This is a genomic window from Paenibacillus sp. J2R1T-4 (assembly GCF_059692235.1).
On the sequence record NZ_JCAUBA010000013.1, the window covers coordinates 203,307 to 220,306 of the forward strand.

Genomic DNA, 17,000 nt, shown 5'->3' on the forward strand with positions numbered 1-17,000 from the left:
GGAAAGCTTGTCAGTCGTCTCCTACTTCAATTTGGTTTGCTATATTTTCCAGAGGCATCATGACGACGGAACTGCGGTAATTCCTCGGTGAGATGCCATATTTTTTGTGAAACGCCCGATGAAAGTACGAGTAACTGCCGAATCCCGAAATGTCCGCGATTTCTTCCAGTGTAAGGTTGGTGTTCCTCATTTGGTTGCGGGCAACAGATAATCGCACCTCCAGCGCGTACGATATCATACTTACACCAAAGGTAGTTTTGAAGATGTGGGACGCTTGCGATACGCCCAGGTTGACATGCTGTGCCACATCCTCTACTTTGAAATTTGAGAAAGCAAATTCGTTGATGAAATATTTAATACGCTGTGCGATGAGCAACTGATGTTTTGATTTGTAATGCGCTGTCTCCAGAGCGCGGTCGATGTGGATGCACAGCGTTCGCAGCAAGTAGCCGGAAGCTTCGCTCCAGTTATCCCTGATTTTATACTGTTCCAGTACAATTTCTTTAAATATTGCCAGCAAGCTTTCATTCAGCGTAAGTTTCGCTTTTTGTGGGCGTTTTTTTGCATTCCACCATGTTTCCAGCCAACTGCCCTGACAAAAAATATAATAATTGGCGTTGCATGATTCTTCAGTCCTGCTATAGTTCGGATCGAACCAGAATTCGGTGATCTCCCCCGGTCGGAACATGAGTAAATCCCCGGATTTCATAACCTGCCATTGATTGTTAACCAGAACTTTGCACTGTCCTTCCACTTGCAGCCTCATGTAATAATTTTGGAAAGTAAATATCCCTTTTCTTTGAAAAGGCTTACGGTAGTAAGCGTAGTAGGCGGAAAGCACTTCCGCAGCCGGCTGATGATCGTAATTTTGCATAAGAGAACCCCTTCTGAATATCATTGTGAACAGAGTCACTTGAATTATACTATATTGGGATGTATCCAGGATGTGCAGCGGAACGATTTGGATATCCAATGCATCAAATGAATCGTAGAATAGGTCATCTTTTTCGTGGAGAATTCATGTTCACTGCTACACAAATGTGCCATAATGAAAGCGTTGTTAGGAGGGGGTTAAGCACTATAGGATGCCCTTATAACGGCATTATCATTCTGCTCTTGACATTATGTGTAGACAGGTAACCGTACGATTTGGCGATGAGGGGAAGAAATATTGTAGCCATCACTGGAAAGGATAGATTTACACGATAAAGTCGCTAAAGTTACTGGAGGGAGGGTGCGTTTGGTTCTACTCGGACTTTACAATGAATTTTTGAATCCAAACTTTTAATACTATTCGACGAAAAGGGATGATTACGATGCGAGGCGAGCTCATGAAGGAGCGGTTGGCCCGGGGAGAAAGGGTTTACGGAACACATATTGTTAGTCACGGTAACTCGCTTTCTGCAAAATGGAGTACCGGAATGGATCTGGATTTTGTGTTTATATGTACGGAACATATTCCAATCGATCGGTCGGAAGTGGCAGCGATGTGTAATCTCTATACTGACAACGGCATTTCACCAATGGTGCGCATTCCTTATCCGGATAAATATTGGGCTAATATGATGATAGAAGGCGGGGCAGAAGGAATCGTGGCACCGTATGTGGAAACTGTCGATCAGGTCAAGGAATTGGTGGGGGCTGTGAAGTATCGCCCGATTAAGGGGAAATTTTTGGAAGATATGCTCACCGGTTCGCGTCAGCCGAACCCTAAATTAAGCGATTATATGAGGCGGTTTAATAAAGACTTATATCTGATTATTGGCATTGAAAGCGTGGAAGCGATTGACCGGCTGGAATCTTTGATTTCGGTTGACGGAGTCGATGGTGTATTCCTCGGTCCGCATGACATTACTTGTTCCATGGGGATTCCAGAAGAGTACGAACATCCGGAATTTATTGAAACCATTGTCAATGTCATCAAGCGCTGCAGGAAATTAAATAAAGGCGTCGGTATTCATATGGACTCGACCCTGCAAATGTGCCAGCCTTTTTTTGAAGCAGGAATGAACTATATACTGAACGGCGCAGATACGACAAAAATGATCCAAATGCTACAAAACGATTTCAAACAGCTGAGAGGAAAATACGGCGACCTTTATGAACCATGGGTAAAGCATAACAACGGGGAAGATCGAATCGTCTATTAAAGGGATGACTACCGAAATGTCGCTACATCTGGTTGGACAACCGCCTGAAATAATTGGCTTTCGGTGATGTCAGCGAGAAAAACTGGATCCGTCAAACTTTTCTGGCACTTTGCCCCTTCGTGTGTTTATGAAGTGGGTGACTCCATCCTTGAATGCACGAAAAGGTGAATTTAAAACAGGCATTGATCAAACTATATAAGCCTTGATTCAAAAAATATGCCATGAATGAGGGATCAAAATTCACTACTGTTGTTCTTTCGTAAACATACCCTGCATCCATCTATCACAACACTTTATGTATGGGAATCAGACGACGAGGGGGAGACCTTCAAACCCCGCAATGAATTTGCTGCAAGACAGTTTTTTAGTTTGTGCAATGCGGTAGTGAAACGACTGAACTCTGGGCGGTTATTGTTACCGCTTGATCATCCTAATTATCCTACGAGCGATGGTGACCAAGGATTTGCGCATGGAGGTGCGGCTTTGTTCAGCGACGACGATGGCCTGACCTGGCAAGAGTCGAAAAACCGAATCCTACTCCCCATGCGGGGAGTGATGGAGCCGCACGTGGAGGAAACGCGCGATGGGAGGGTGCTGATGGTCTGATGATGAAGGCAAGACGTGGAAACACATCCGCAACATTGAAGATGATTCCAGCCGCGCCTTTTCCAATCCCGGCTGCCGCTTCACCTCACAAGGTACGGCGGTGGTGAACTACTGGACTTGTGAATATACGCTGGCATCGCGCATGCAGGATCTTATTGATCTACGCGTGGCGGTGTTGGATACAGCGTGGTTTTATGAACGTTGATGGGGCATGTCATGAAAACATATCAACGTTCGTAACACACCGAAGATCTAATTTCGCTGAGGCCGCTGGCGAAACTATTTCACCGTCGAGCGGGAGGAAGACCGCAACGGGCGCTGTCATACGGCCATTCACGTATCGAGCGATGACAAGTCAGATCGTGCCGGAAAGTGCCAGGTTCAACCAGTAACTTAAGAACTCATTAAGGCCAATTATCCCGCATTGCGACATATAAAAAAATATCAAGAGAAGATCACAAACTTGCCTGCATCTGTAGAATGCAGTTCTAAATTAAAAGCCGTTTACAATGTGTTTGCCCAATCTGGCAAAGGAGATGTAGTTCAAGTGCATTTTAACATGGAAGAGCAATATGGAAGATGACCCTCGATGGCCTATTGCAACTCTTTTTACGTCAATTCAAGATTGGATTGATCAAGTAATGATTCCTGACAGCAAGGAATTCATCTGATAAAAATATAATAATATGCTTCCTATATTGCTCAAATCGAATTGTCACAATTACTACCATAAATAATACACTTTATCTCATTTATAAGAATGATATATCTCAAATAGACGCCAGAACTGCAGGTTTTGCAGTTCCTTCTCATGCTGTTTAGCTAGATTCTTCATCTGCCCGCTTCTTTTACAAATAAGCCATGTTACTGCTGTCTATTTCGGCCAGTTTACCACTCAGGCACTAAGTAGCCTATCTGACTATCCCTTATTTCCGCACTGTGAACCGATTTTCCTCAAACCAGGCCAAATAACCAGTAGTAAAACTTGCTATCTCAGCAATAGCCTTCTATTCCACTCAAATAACCTATACTAGAAGTGGCTAACTGATCTCCGCGGACTTAAACAGTAACATTTACCTCACTATTAGCAAAGCTTCTCTCACTCAAAGAAACTCACTCCGTGTATCAAAGATACCTGGCTGCAATTTACTCCAAGGCGTAAAAGTAGTAGTGAGCTCATAGCGCTTACCTGATTCCGCGGAGCGGTAGGCGCCGAACATAATCTCATGAACGTGCAGCTGCTGTCTGCCCGTTTGGACAGGCTGTTCCTCGGAACGAAGGCAGCCGACAAAATGCGTCATGATATCCTCCTGCGGAATCGAGCTGATCTTGTCATGCGGAACATAACAATCCTTGACGCCGCGCCAAGTCACTTGTTCGGCATCAGGCAGAGCAAGTCCCGGAGAATGCACAACCAGCGGGAAGCCACTGTCGTTCAGAGCGACGGTACCCTTGCGACCATAGATTATCGTATTATTCTGGAGGAAAGACATCCCCCATAAGGTGCGGATAACGGCATGCTGTCCGCCCGCGAACTCGACGATTACGGTCACGTTGTCATCGACATCGCTGTTCACTTGTTTGCCTCCGCCGACGATCCGTTTCGGAATCAACGTATTGGCCTCCGCCATAACGCTGACCGCAGGTCCGAGCAAGGCGACCAGACGGCTGACTGGATACACCATACAATCGAGAACCGCTCCGCCGTGGGCGATGGATTTGTCATAATACCAGTTGTCCCTTGGAGGTCCTGGCAGGGAGAGCTGGGCTTCGGCACCTGTGATTTTGCCTATGTACTGCTCGTCAACAAACTCGGAAGCGGCCAGGAAAGCGGGATTCAGATCATAAGGCAAATTCATGAAGATTCTGCCCTTCTCTTCGGCCAGCTCCACCATACGGGTACAGTCCTCGAAAGAAGTAGCCATCGGCTTCTCATTCAGCACATGAAGTCCTCTCTCAAGGGCAGCAAGCACGGGTTCGGTATGTACGGAATGGGGGGTCGTCACCACAACGGCATCCAGCTCTTCTTGATCCATCATTGTGTGATAATTATCATACCAACGGGTCACTCCATATAGGCCTGCCTTCTTTTCTGCGTTCTCCAACCGTCTTGCGCAAGTAGCAACGAAACGAACCCCTTCCAGCTTAGCGGCTTGCTCGAAGAAACGGTTGCTAATATCTCCGCTTCCAATCATCCCCAGGTTAATGGTTCTCATCTCAATTCCTCCCTATTCCATACTAGTAGCTCGTTACTGCTCATTTAATCATAGTTGGAAAAAAGAAAGCAATGAAAAGATGCTGTCCTGGGTGTAAATGTTGTGGTCTTGATCTGAATATAACGCCCACTTGCTAGAATTTGTCGAAAACAGAACGATAATATAGGTATAATACAGGTGATGAATGGATACATAGTTCGATGTATTCTCCTAGTGAGTATGGTTAAATAACACTACGATCGTGAGCGAGGACGGATTCACTCTTCTGAAAGCCCTTACATCCCAAGCCTGCGATCGATATCGATGGAGGTGGATAATGTTGCTGAGGAAGAGAAGGTTACGTGTGGCTGTCATTTGCTTGATCGTCTGGTCGATGCTGCTAGAGGGAGTTGTATGGGCGGCTGGAGACGAACAATCGAAAGGCAAAGGAAAAGGACTTGCTGGACAAGCTCCAGGAGCTGAGGTACAAAGCTATGCAGACCGATGGGGTGTTGTGCCGGAGTCCAAGAACAGTCCTACTGTAGACGGCAATCTGGAATCCATATGGGAATCCGCCTTTCAAGCCGACGGTTTCTTGACTATGTTCGATAATCAACCCGCATCCTCGGATACAGAGATTTCGCTTCTCCACGATGAAGACAATCTTTATATAGGCCTGAAAGGACACAAGGATCAGACACGTCCTGCACCCGAGACTGAGAAGGTCGAAGTGCTGTTGGCACCGGGCCGTGTAACGGACGCCGTGTATCGTCTGAATATCCCTATTGTGTCAGGCAGTCGTACCATTAGCACGAACTGGGGAGGAGTAACGACGGATCTGACAGGAGCCGAGGTTCAAGTTATTCAGGGAAGCGATTCCTGGACGCTTGAGGCGAGAATTCCGATCGCATCCCTTGGAGTGGACGCTGTAACAGTTGGTGATCAATGGATGTTCAACGTTTTGCGCTATTACGGCATTAATTCGCAGCCGTTCAGCTCTTGGGTGCCGATTCGTAATTCGTACATTACCGATCAAGGAGGAACTTCCTACGCGCTAGTTTCGCATGTGCTAAACCAAGCTCGTATGGCGCCGATCTATTTCTCCAGTTTGCCTGCTCTGTCTGGTGTAGACGGCAGCCGTGCGAATGCCTGGAGTCCGAGCAATTGGAGTCTTGTCTACCAGGACTGCCAAACCAAACAATTCCGTATGAAGGGCAGCGCTATTCATAGCGGGACGGAGATTCATCTATCCTGGGTCTCTCCAGATGGCGTGTCGACGAAATTAGAGGAGCCTGCAATTGAAAAACAGGATCAGGACACAGTCGTAACCTTCAGCCATCCAAAGCCGCTTGCTAGAGGGTTGTACCGACTTCAAGCCGGCTTCAGGCAAGGAAACGGTGTGTATCAATATTTCGAGCTCAGCTTTGACCGTGACGCACTTATCGCCGCGGGAGACTCGCTATCGACGGAGGCGCCTCCTGCAGAGCAGAAGCAACCGGTGTCCTCGGCCCCGGCTTCCCAGCAAGTGCAAAATGTGATGCAGCTCATTCCTGAGAATACCGGTTTCATCTTCACAGGATTGCCGGAGAACCCAGGGCTGCGTCCGTACCAACTGTACAACTGGAGCGTGAACAATCCCGACCAAATCGTATCCAAAACAACCGGAACGGTATACCCGAACGCGACTTATCCAGAGACGCAGAAGCTGACGGTCACGAACCCTCTTGGTGAGACAGTGGATTATCCGTACTATGAGGATGAAGAAGGACGCAAATATTTCATCAGTGCTCACGTCTGGTATCTCCAGAAGGACTATGCTCTGAGGGAAACGGGCAAGCTTGCAGCAACGGATCCTCTTGGCGCAGCAAGGCTGCTTAACCGATGGGCAGACGTGTATGCAGGATACATGCCGACGAATGATTATTATTGGACCAACTACCCGCTAATCAGCGGACCCCCTTACCACTATTGGGGCGGTGTCTGGTACCGTTGGTATACGGGTGAAATGACGAATATGAGTTATTTGATCAATGCATACCGTGATGTGCGCAAGACGAATGCCTTCGAGCTTCTCAGTCAGGAGATTGGCGAGGATGTGGAGAAAAAGCTTGTGGATAAAGTCTTCAAGCCTTCCTTCGATTTCGTCCGTTCATTCCCTGTGTTGAATCACAACATGGAATATACGACTTGGCTTGGCCTCATCCGTATGGCCAAAGCATCCGGTGTGTCGTCTTATATGCATGAAGCTGTCGATCTGATGCAGGACTTCGCGGCCAACAACTTCTTGTCAGATGGCTTCTGGAAAGAAGTAACGCTATCCTATCATAATCAATCGACCAATGGGCTCCTGCAAAGTATGAATGAGGCCAAAGGCTGGAGCGACCCGGCAGGTTATGTCTCACCGCGTAACGGCCAGCGTCTGGACAATCTGGATATGCAAGGGACTTATCCGGCCTTGAACAACGCCCAGACAATGAAAGACGTAGTAGCGTATCCGAATGGCAGCTATGTTCCGGTTATGGATACGTGGGCGAATGAGAAGACGAATGCGCCAAGGACGGATTTGGGCTCGTATTTATTGCCTTTCTCGGGGATATCCCGATTAACACAGGGCGCAGGTTCAACTCAGCAGCAGATGTACCTGAATTTTGTACCGAAATATGGGCATAATCAATTCGATCCGTTAAACCTGACTTTGTTCGCCAAAGGACAGGAGCTTCTCCCTGATATAGGATACACCCATACGTTCTTCAGAAAATGGACGGTTTCGACTATGGCGCACAATACTGTTGTTGTGGATGGTCAAGATATGACGTTGGATGGGGAAGGGAAGCACGGAGGCCAGATTCAATCCTTCATTAAGTCCGATGACGGCGTCCAGATCGTGAAGGCTAGCCAGGATAGTGCATATCCGGTAACGGATGAGTACAGCCGTGAGCCGTGGATGATTGGATTCGGCAACGAAGCAGATGCAAGCGACGGGTATGTCGTGGACATCTTCCGTGTATCCGGAGGGAATCGACACGAATACACGTTAGGCGGTGACGCTAACCGGGATGGTGAGTTCATAACGGATCTGCCGATGCAGCCTTATGGCGACTATTTGCTGCCGGAAGGCACGGATGTGATTATGCCGGAATCGGAGAATGATACGGGTTCGGCTGAGGGCCATTATTATGGATATATTTATGTGCAAGATGTGAAGCGTGCGGAAATCCCGGATGATACTTACAAGATAACCCTCGAAACCGAAGAGAACGGAACGGAAAAAGCCAAGCTCAGTATTACAGGCTTTGTCGATGCGGGAGCAGGGAACGAGTTGTTTATTGGGAAGTCACCATCGCTTCGCGCAACCCGACTGTCCGGCACTGCCAAAGACATCAACACGGAGGCAGTCAAATATTGGATGCCTAAGCTTGTAGTACGCCGCAGCGGCACGGACCTCACGAGTACGTTCATTAATGTGATGGAAGCGTACGAAGGCACGGGGCCAAAGATCGAATCTGTGGAAAAGCTTACGCCGGAGCAAGCGGTCGAAGGAGATGTGGCGCTGCAGATTCAGTATGGAACGACGACTGATATTATCCTTAGCTCAGCCAATCCTGACCGAACGCTGAAAGTCGGCGATATGGAGCTGGTCGGCAAATACGGGATGATCCGGATGGAGAATGGCATTGTTACCAAGATGATGCTATCCGAAGGCAGCCTTCTGCGTAAGGGGAATCAAACCGTGGTGGGAGAAGGAACCATTACGGGCACGATCACAGATGTTATGCGTAAATTGGATGGAGATGCCGTAGATGCATTGGTCACCCAGACAACCGTACCTGCAGATTTGGTTGGCCGCACGGTTGTAGTTGATCATCCCGATGGCAAAACGCATGGCTATACGATTCAAGAAATCCGTCAAGATGGCGACAACACTCTGATCATTCTGAACAATATGGATCCAGGATGGGAGATCTTGTCTGATGGCAGCTCCCGAATGACGGCTTATCCTTCCATAAGTTGGAATGGTGCGCATACATTCCGAATCGGTAATGTGAATGCTAACTAGCTTTCGTAGCGCTCGCCAGCAGTAAGTGTGTCATTTGTAAATGGTGATTCCCCCTAAGCATCGAAGCTTAGGGGGAATTATGCATCATTTACTATCTCGTCTGACATGAACATGCTTTTTTCTCAAAGGCAGACTTTCATCTTCCAGAACTGTCTGCTGTTCAGTGGTAGGAAGGGATTCCAGATTCCATTCCGTATTTCCCAGCATGAGATCGCTCGGGAATTTGTCTCCGCGCTTCAGGAGCTCTTCACGGCCCCATTCCGTTGAATATACGCCATCCTCTTCAACCGTTTGACCGGACACTGGATTCATGTTTTTGTTATTCGCCACAGTTCTTCTCAACTCCTCGTAATTAAATACCTATATTAATTGCTTTCCATCTTAGTCCATTTACGATTATGGTTGGATGTGTTAGGAAACGTGTCGCCGGCTTTCATGCTGATTTTCTTAGGATTGTTAATGTGCATGATGTCATCATTCTCGCCAATTTCAATATAGTGAGCTGTATTAGGTGCTTCTTCTCCAGGACGAAATTCTGTTTTTTCTCCCATCTTGATGACCTCCGGTATCCTTTGAATTATTTATTAGTGCTGTGCCGTTTATTAGACAACTGTTTTTCTGGGCTGCCTTTTCCTTGATGCTCTTTATTCTTCTCTTGTTTTTCCTGTGTCTCGTGCAATTTTTCTACAAATTCATGTGTGTTCTCCATAGCAATCCCCTCCTTGGTTAAGAGTACAACCATGCTGTTACTTTAACCATTTGTAATAAAGAGTATGTATAGGCAGGAATGAAATTGTTATTCAGCAACCAGTGCAGAAAACCATGAAGCAATAGTTACCTCGGAAGCACCTAATTCACGCAAAATGAGGATGTGAACTTACAATAGGTGCTTTTCAGGTACTTATTTTAGTCAGATAAGGGGATGGAAGACGTTAAACGCAGCAATAGGTACCTCGGAAGCACCTAATTCACGCAAAATGGGGATGTGAACGTATAATAGGTGCCTGGCAGGTACTTAACTGATGCGGCAAATTGGATGGAAGGCTTTGAAGCGCAATAGCTGGATTTGACGAGGAAGGGAGGATACTATCGTAACTGACATAAGCCCCTGCAAGCATGCAAGAAAGAGCCATGAACCCTCATGGCTCTTTCTTCGTGTACCTTTTATCTAGAGCGATATACGCTCCCGTTCTCCAGGACAATCCACGACTGCCCCGCGCCAGCTCCGGAATGAACACCTTGAACAAGATCCTCGAATACATCCTTCGCTACAACTTCGCCCTGCTCATTTAATCTGTATACACCGCCGTTGTCGGTTACGGCCATATACTGTACCCCGTTTGCGGTTTGGACCGCTTCCGCGCGCAAAACACGGTCATGGAGCGTCTTTTTCCACCGTACGCTCCCGTCTGCATTCAGCAGGTATAGCTGGAAGCCATCTGAAGCCACAAGGATTTCGGTCACTCCATCGCCATCGAAATCTCCGGCTTGAATATCGTTGACTTCTCCGCCTACGTTCCGACTCCACAGCTCCTTGGGAGATCCTTTGTACTGGATCAGATGCACCTTGTTCTGTTTTGTCCCGTATGCAACTGCAGGTTGTGCACTGCCGCTCCATGTCTCAAGCGGCTCCACTACCTTGAAACCTGGTCCTGGTGCTTTTGTTCCACCGTATCGGGTCAGCTTGCTTTCATTCCAAATGGAGTAGTAATAATACTCCAAGCCTAGAAAACCTTCATCCTTGCCGTCCTGATCCAGATCAAGGAACTCCATATCCTCAATACCGTAGAAATAAGCGATATCCTCGTACTGCAGGCTTCCCTGAAGATCAAATCCGTACAAATAACGGAATTGGGTACCTACCATAATCCAAGGCTCCTGATCCTGACCGTTGACATGGGCAACGCGAATGTTCGTTACACCGATCAAATTCCCTTTCTGCTCGCGGCGCTCAGGCGTGTTCGGGATCTCCGTGTGCCAACGCTCCGTTCCATTCGGATCAAGAACATGGACGAACCAATTCTCAGTAGCTACGAAGATGAGAGGTGCTCCATTTACTTCCTGGACGGTCACTTCGTTAACCCGTCCCAAGCTCTGGAACGTCCAGAGCGGCTGACCGTTCGTTCCGATGGCCTGCACTTTGCCTTGGATGCCTCCAAGTACAAGCTCTGGATTCCCATCGCCATCCACGTCTCCTGTTGTCGAGCTAGTAACGGCCTCCCCAAAGCTAAGCTCCTTGTGCCAATTGTCGTTCGGATTGGCATGCTCACCCTTCGGTTTCTTCCACTCGATCGACTTCTCTTTCTTTTTCAGCTCGTCCTTGAGATCACGAATGAGCTTTGGATCCGGAGTAACGGTTCCAGTATCAAGCGTCCCGTCGGAGATGGGATTGCCGTTGTCATCGTAACGGGTCATCCCCTTAGTCAGACGGTACGCTTCCCAATCCCCTGTCGACGGCTTCAGCTTCAGCAGAACAGGCTCCGTGAACTGCAACGTTGCGTCTCCAATACGGACTCGGGTTGCCTCGGCCAAGAGCACTTCATCATCACCGATCAGAGAGAATTTACTGTTCGAAGCTAATTGTCCAGCAACCAATGGCCCCCAAGAGGCATACCACTCCTTGCCGTTCTCTTCAATGTGAACCGTGTCTTCGTTAAGCCGTTTGGTCTTGATTGCAGGATTGTTCTCGCCAGTGCTTGATAGCACGTTGATGAAATGGCTTGTGTCTCCTGCGGCGTATTCCTTCTCTTCCTTCACTTCACGAAGCACATGCTCTTCATCCGCGTAAGGATAAGGGTAAATGGTCTTCCAGTATTTCACAAAGTGGCCATAGCGCTCATATTCACGCAGGTCTGAATCATCCAGGCTATGAATGCTCATCGTGACACCCTGCTGTTCTACATCGAACCGATCCTTGGTCACTTTCAAGCCGCCAAGCGTCTGCCATGTATTCTCCAACGTGTAACGCCCGTTCTCTTTCATCACTAAGTCATCATAAATCAGGTAAAAGCGGCCTCCCGGACTAATAATCGACCGATTCCAGTCGGTGCCATTGTAATTCGGCGTTTCGCTCCGGCTCACACCGATACCGTCAGCATCCGCAGCCCATTTCAAACGGGTCAGCGGCGGCTTGGCTTCCTGCACGCCATCCTTGATTACCAGCATCCCAGTGTGGTTTTTAGGAGCTTTCTCAATGTAATCCCGATCGTCGATGAAGATGCGGCCATTGGCGCTGTATTTGATGATGGTGTTGCCGTCCATATGGCCATGCTTACCGGCGGAGAAACCGTCGAGCATCAAATAACTGTCATTCAAATCATAGCCTTCACGGAAGGCTAACTTGTGGAACGTCTCTTCAATCGGGACATCCAACGGTTCGGACGTATCGCTTTGTAATTCGTCATAAACACCCTGCTCGACCGGGTAGGATTGAACCATCGGATAAGTTCCATCCATCTCGTCAGTGACCGTCTGATCGGTCAGGAAACGATGGTAGGGGAAGTCCAGATCACTCATGTTTTGGCCATCGAAGGGCCCGTTCTTCGTTCGTTCCAGCATGTATTGGTACAGCGGTTCTCCGAAGAACCAGGAGGCAGCATTCAGCACCTGTGAATGGTTCCAGGAGTAAGCGCTGCTTCGTCCGAACGGATAAACGTCGCCGCCGCCAGACATCGTTCCAAGGTTGTCAATCATCATTACGTTAAGATCCGCGCTAGGCCGCAAGCCTTTGGCTAGGAATCTGGTGTTGCCTGTCGCCATTGCATATTCTAAAGTAACGCCCGGAACGTGCATCAAATAATCAGAGCCTTCATCCAGGTTGATGTTCGATGTATTACCCGTGAAGATCCGGTCGCCTAACTCATACCAACTCTGCGATTCCGGGAAGGAGTAATACTTTTTGAAATAAGACGCGCCGAACATAATCGAGAGCGCAGGAAATACGTCATGATTGTAACGGGCTCCGGTAGCAGGAGCTTTGGTCAAGTACCCGTCGCGGGTATTGGCTTCATAGGTCAAATAAAGCGCCGACGCAATCTGCTTACGATCAAGCTCGTTGAATACGGGTGAAGCCTCCATAACGGTATAGCTCCCTATCGTGGCGTACCCATTGGTCCACATATTCCTCACCGAGGTGAGCTGAGCTTGTGCTACTTGAGGGAACCGATTCAAGAAGGAAGCGTAGCCTTTCCAATAATGCCTATAAATCTGACCGTATTTGTCATGGTTCGTTAGCTGAAATAACTTGCCGTAATACGTAACTTTGCCGAACAATTGCAGCAAGTAATTAGCATCAAGCTCATCGGTACTGTTCGGAACGAGCTTAGCAATCATCCCGTCCGCTTCAGCGATCGCCTGCTGGAAGTCAGATTCGGTCGGTTCTTTGCCTAAAGGCAGGGCTGCTGCTGCGTCATCCGACAACACAGCTTCCGATAACCAGGGGAGCATCGGAGATGAGAGGGTCGCTATCGTGCTAGAAAGCCGATCCAATCCCGCAGTTAAGCCTGGAAGATCGGTGGCTCCGATCAGGAGCGTGTTGCCTCCCTTTCCGAATGGGTTAACCAGGGTCTGCAGCTGGTACCCGCCTTTACCGGGGTGTACTGCATCCGAGTAGGACAAGTACAAGCCGTATAAGCGAGCCAAATGCGGATTGTTGCCCAAATTGCCGAGAACGACCGCATTGCCTGCCCATCCATCCCCAATATGCTCGGTCTCGGAAGTCACCACAGAAGCATGAATATTCCACTTCGTCTCAAGCAACTGGGCTAACTGCTCACCTGCTTGCTTCCAACTTGCATCGGCAGGAGTAAGAATCGTGAGTGCAGTCAGATCGGTTTCCTTCTGCAGCGCTCGAGGAGTGATTTGTTTGAAAGGCGGCGCTTCGCCTGGCCCGTACACAACGATGTTAGCCGATGTGGAATACACGCTATTCGTTACTGATACTGTTGTTTCTCCAGTGTTTACGGCTTGGATCATACCGTTTGTATCCACGATAGCGACTTCGGGATGACTGGATGTAAATTGATTATTGTGTTGAATCATATTCACGCTCCCATCAGAGAACTGGCCTATAACTTGCATATACACAGCCTGTCCTACTGATAAAGTATAGTCCCGGTCAACAAGGGAAATCCCGGTCAATTGCGACATATCGCTCTGAATCCGATCATGGATGCGGATGTCATCGATGTGGAAGGTCCCTACATCCGTACTGATCGTAGAGAACCGGATTCGGTTCAGTGTGGTAATTCCCGGGTCACGGAACGCTACACCTGTCTTGGTGAAGAGGGGACCATTTTCATCCGAGATGATGATCGTCTTTGTATGGGTTGCCGCATCCAGCGACACCGTAAAACGGTACCACTTATCCAACTGATAAGCAGGACCAGTATCAACCTTGGTTGGTCCATCGTAGTAGACGAAATTGCCTGTGCTGTTGAAGCCCATCCATTCCGCCGTTAGGGTACCAGAAGAGCTGTAGCTTTGAATTTGGGTGATCAGTCTAGCCGTGGTATCCGTCTTTGCCCACCACTCCACAGTGCCTTGCGAAAGGGGAGTGAAATTTTTAAAAGGTCCAAAAGCTTTCGTCTTATCATCGTCATTGACTTGTACGGAGCGAGTCCCGCTATGACTATTCGTCGTGGTGACTGTCGTTTTGCTGTCAGCTGACCAACCTTGTTGTCCATTCAAGGGCCCCGTATTATAATTTTCAAAATCCATGTTAAGTTCCAGCGGTGCAGCAATAGCTCGAAGTTGTAGGGGGGTCCACGTTACCGAACTGAAAAGCAGTGCAAGGATGAGTACCAGAGAAACACGAGAAGCCATTGTAGGAATGTAAGTCCTAGGGATCATCAAATTTCATTTCCTCCTTTTATATCACATGATTCGATAAATTGAGGAAGCTTATCTAAGCTGCAGGTTCATATGGAGGCGCTTCCAATTGTTCGTCGAAAACCTGGATTCTGTGAGACCACCTCCTTATCGATATATAGTTAACATTATAAAGTGGGTTAAATATAATTTCCATTCATTGGCGAAAGATGGATCGAATTTACTAGTTTTGGGGAAATGATTGCCAAAATATGTCGTATGGAATGTTATAGCTGATGTGTGCAGCTTCGGTGGCGGTCTCATTAATCATTTTTGCAAGCTTCGTTAAAAGGGTTGAGTACCTGATCAGAAGGTATTTAAGCCTTTTTTTTTGTTAATAATAAAAATTGAACTATATAGTGGTATTTACAATAGTGTGTGTAACACAGTATAATAAGTGCAGGAGTTGATACTATGAGCGATACGAATGAAGTGATCAATGGGCTAATGCAGGAGTTACGGCGCGGGACGATTATTATCGGGGTGCTCAGTCAATTGTTCGAGCCGCAATACGGATACTCGTTGGTTTCGGTTCTTAAGGACAAAGGCTTCGACATCGATGCTGGTACGTTATATCCGCTGCTGCGCCGATTGGAGAAGCAACAACTGCTCGAGAGCAGTTGGGATACGAATGAAGCTCGCCCCCGCAAATACTATTTGCTTAGCCCCTTAGGGAAAGAAGTATATGAACAGCTATGTGTCGAGTGGAGAAGCATGGTCACCGGCTTAGAAGGCTTAATTGATCGCAAAGGAGACGGCTAGTATGGAAATGATCAATCGATATGTATACGCAGTGACTCACAAATTGCCTGAGAAGCAAATAGCGGATATCGAGAAGGAAGTGCGCGGCTTAATTGAAGATATGCTGGATGAACGTGTTCCGGACGGAGAGGTAATAACGCAGCAGCATGTGGAGGAGATTCTTCTTGAGCTAGGCGATCCTTATGATCTGGCTGTCAAGTACAGAAGCACTAAGCGATATTTGATCAGTCCCGAGATATTCGATATGTATCTCACCGTTCTGAAGGTTGTGGCTTACTCCATTTGGATCGGGTTAAGTGTTGTGTTCGCGATTGAATTCTTCTTGAATCCTATGAACGTGATTGAGCAGTTCACGAGTTATCTCGGTTATTTAATTACAGTCAGCATCCAAGGATTTGCATGGGTTACGATCATCTTTGCCTTAATGGAATATGCCGGCGTTAATGTGGCTCAGATCGGAAATGCAGCCAAAGGAGCATGGAAACCCTCTCAGCTGCAGCCGATCCCTAACCCCAAGACGCAGATTAAATCGAGTGAAGCTATCACGGGAATCATCTTTGCTGTTTTGTTTATGGTGCTGTTTATTTTCTCGAGGGATTTGCTCGGATTGCATAGGTTTGCAGAAGGTGAGAGGACGTTTGTCCCTTTTCTGAATGAAGCGGTTTTTAAGCAATATTTGCCGTTTGTGTATGTTTGGCTTGGGATTGGCCTTTTGAGAGAATGTTTGAAGCTGGTTACAAAAAAATGGTCGATAAAGCTTTCGGCGTACTTTGTACTATTCAATATCATCTCCTTTGTAATAGCACTTATCGTATTCCAGGATCAAGCGGTGTGGAATCCTGATTTTATGAACGAAATGGTTCAATCGGGTCTAATCGTTGCCAACAGCAATGGATTTGAAACGGTAAACAACATATGGAGCAGCTTAACGGAAGGCATCGTGTATTTCATTGCAGCGGTACTTATCATCGATAGTGTGCATGTGCTTTTTAAGGGAGTTCAGGCTAAAAAGTAAGCTGGAGGAGTTGAGCCCGGGCTCGCGCTAAAGCGGAAAATCCGCTTTACAGCCCGCGCAGCAGCGCCCGACCTCGCGCTAAAGCGGAAAATCCGCTTTACAGCTCGCGCAGCGGCGCCTGGCCTCGCGCTAAAGCGGAAAATGCTCTTCTGTCAAGAAAGTAGACCCCCCTAACTCAGGCAACGTGTCTGTAGTACTCCTGTTCGAAGCGCATCGGTGACATGTAGCCAAGGGTACTGTTGGATCGTTTTCGGTTATAAAAGAACTCGAGATAGCGGTACAACTTCTCAAACGCTTCTTGTTTGGTTTTGAATTTAGGGTTGCAGTAAATAAACTCACGCTTCAAA

At 47.7% G+C, this 17,000-nt stretch carries 11 protein-coding genes; 5 read left to right on the forward strand and 6 right to left on the reverse strand.

Going from position 1 to position 17,000, the window contains the following annotated elements; translation table 11 throughout:
• Positions 1 to 10: 10 nt before the first annotated feature.
• Positions 11 to 874 carry an AraC family transcriptional regulator gene (locus AC58QD_RS21435; RefSeq protein ID WP_497337045.1) on the reverse strand — a complete coding sequence of 288 codons (864 nt, stop codon included), beginning with the start codon at positions 872 to 874 and terminating at the stop codon, positions 11 to 13.
• A 457-nt stretch (positions 875 to 1,331) separates the two neighbouring features.
• Between AC58QD_RS21435 and AC58QD_RS21440 the strand changes: the two genes are divergently transcribed.
• On the forward strand, positions 1,332 to 2,150 hold the full coding sequence (locus tag AC58QD_RS21440) for an HpcH/HpaI aldolase family protein (RefSeq protein WP_497337061.1): 819 nt from the start codon (positions 1,332 to 1,334) through the stop codon (positions 2,148 to 2,150).
• A gap of 384 nt (positions 2,151 to 2,534) precedes the next feature.
• Positions 2,535 to 2,756 (forward strand): sialidase family protein, encoded by a 222-nt coding sequence (locus AC58QD_RS21445; RefSeq protein ID WP_497337046.1) that lies wholly within the window; start codon positions 2,535 to 2,537, stop codon positions 2,754 to 2,756.
• 1,103 nt (positions 2,757 to 3,859) lie between these two features.
• On the opposite strand, the gene AC58QD_RS21450 is transcribed toward AC58QD_RS21445, so the two are convergent.
• The gene (locus AC58QD_RS21450; protein WP_497337047.1) at positions 3,860 to 4,972 is read right to left on the reverse strand and encodes a Gfo/Idh/MocA family protein; all 1,113 of its coding nucleotides are present in this window, start codon (positions 4,970 to 4,972) and stop codon (positions 3,860 to 3,862) included.
• Positions 4,973 to 5,288: 316 nt separating this feature from the next.
• Here AC58QD_RS21450 and AC58QD_RS21455 point away from each other — a divergent pair, with 316 nt between their 5' ends.
• Positions 5,289 to 9,008, forward strand: a complete 3,720-nt coding sequence (locus tag AC58QD_RS21455) for a heparinase II/III domain-containing protein (RefSeq protein ID WP_497337048.1) — start codon at positions 5,289 to 5,291, stop codon at positions 9,006 to 9,008.
• Between the two features lie 84 nt (positions 9,009 to 9,092).
• Here AC58QD_RS21455 and AC58QD_RS21460 read toward each other — a convergent pair whose 3' ends face one another.
• The 4 genes from AC58QD_RS21460 to AC58QD_RS21475 form a co-directional block, all read right to left on the reverse strand.
• Entirely contained in the window at positions 9,093 to 9,338 is a 246-nt protein-coding gene (locus tag AC58QD_RS21460; protein ID WP_497337049.1) for a hypothetical protein, read from the reverse strand.
• Positions 9,339 to 9,373: 35 nt separating this feature from the next.
• Complete coding sequence (locus AC58QD_RS21465) at positions 9,374 to 9,559, reverse strand: YjzC family protein (RefSeq protein ID WP_497337050.1); 186 nt, start codon at positions 9,557 to 9,559, stop codon at positions 9,374 to 9,376.
• A gap of 26 nt (positions 9,560 to 9,585) precedes the next feature.
• Positions 9,586 to 9,717, reverse strand: a complete 132-nt coding sequence (locus tag AC58QD_RS21470; protein WP_497337051.1) for a DUF4023 domain-containing protein — start codon at positions 9,715 to 9,717, stop codon at positions 9,586 to 9,588.
• 455 nt (positions 9,718 to 10,172) lie between these two features.
• Positions 10,173 to 14,858, reverse strand: a complete 4,686-nt coding sequence (locus AC58QD_RS21475) for an Ig-like domain-containing protein (RefSeq protein WP_497337062.1) — start codon at positions 14,856 to 14,858, stop codon at positions 10,173 to 10,175.
• 432 nt (positions 14,859 to 15,290) lie between these two features.
• Between AC58QD_RS21475 and AC58QD_RS21480 the strand changes: the two genes are divergently transcribed.
• A complete protein-coding gene (locus AC58QD_RS21480) occupies positions 15,291 to 15,638 on the forward strand; it encodes a PadR family transcriptional regulator (protein WP_497337052.1) in 348 nt (115 codons plus the stop codon).
• Position 15,639: 1 nt separating this feature from the next.
• Positions 15,640 to 16,653, forward strand: a complete 1,014-nt coding sequence (locus AC58QD_RS21485; protein ID WP_497337053.1) for a hypothetical protein — start codon at positions 15,640 to 15,642, stop codon at positions 16,651 to 16,653.
• Positions 16,654 to 17,000: the final 347 nt, after the last annotated feature.

What these genes read in the sequence shown, in the direction of transcription:
- AC58QD_RS21435 (WP_497337045.1), bottom strand. Translation starts at nt 874, where the DNA reads ATGCAAAATTACGATCATCAGCCGGCTGCGGAAGTGCTTTCCGCCTAC.
- AC58QD_RS21480 (WP_497337052.1), top strand. Translation starts at nt 15,291, where the DNA reads ATGAGCGATACGAATGAAGTGATCAATGGGCTAATGCAGGAGTTACGG.
- AC58QD_RS21465 (WP_497337050.1), bottom strand. Translation starts at nt 9,559, where the DNA reads ATGGGAGAAAAAACAGAATTTCGTCCTGGAGAAGAAGCACCTAATACA.
- AC58QD_RS21470 (WP_497337051.1), bottom strand. Translation starts at nt 9,717, where the DNA reads ATGGAGAACACACATGAATTTGTAGAAAAATTGCACGAGACACAGGAA.
- AC58QD_RS21475 (WP_497337062.1), bottom strand. Translation starts at nt 14,858, where the DNA reads ATGATCCCTAGGACTTACATTCCTACAATGGCTTCTCGTGTTTCTCTG.
- AC58QD_RS21440 (WP_497337061.1), top strand. Translation starts at nt 1,332, where the DNA reads ATGAAGGAGCGGTTGGCCCGGGGAGAAAGGGTTTACGGAACACATATT.
- AC58QD_RS21455 (WP_497337048.1), top strand. Translation starts at nt 5,289, where the DNA reads ATGTTGCTGAGGAAGAGAAGGTTACGTGTGGCTGTCATTTGCTTGATC.
- AC58QD_RS21485 (WP_497337053.1), top strand. Translation starts at nt 15,640, where the DNA reads ATGGAAATGATCAATCGATATGTATACGCAGTGACTCACAAATTGCCT.
- AC58QD_RS21450 (WP_497337047.1), bottom strand. Translation starts at nt 4,972, where the DNA reads ATGAGAACCATTAACCTGGGGATGATTGGAAGCGGAGATATTAGCAAC.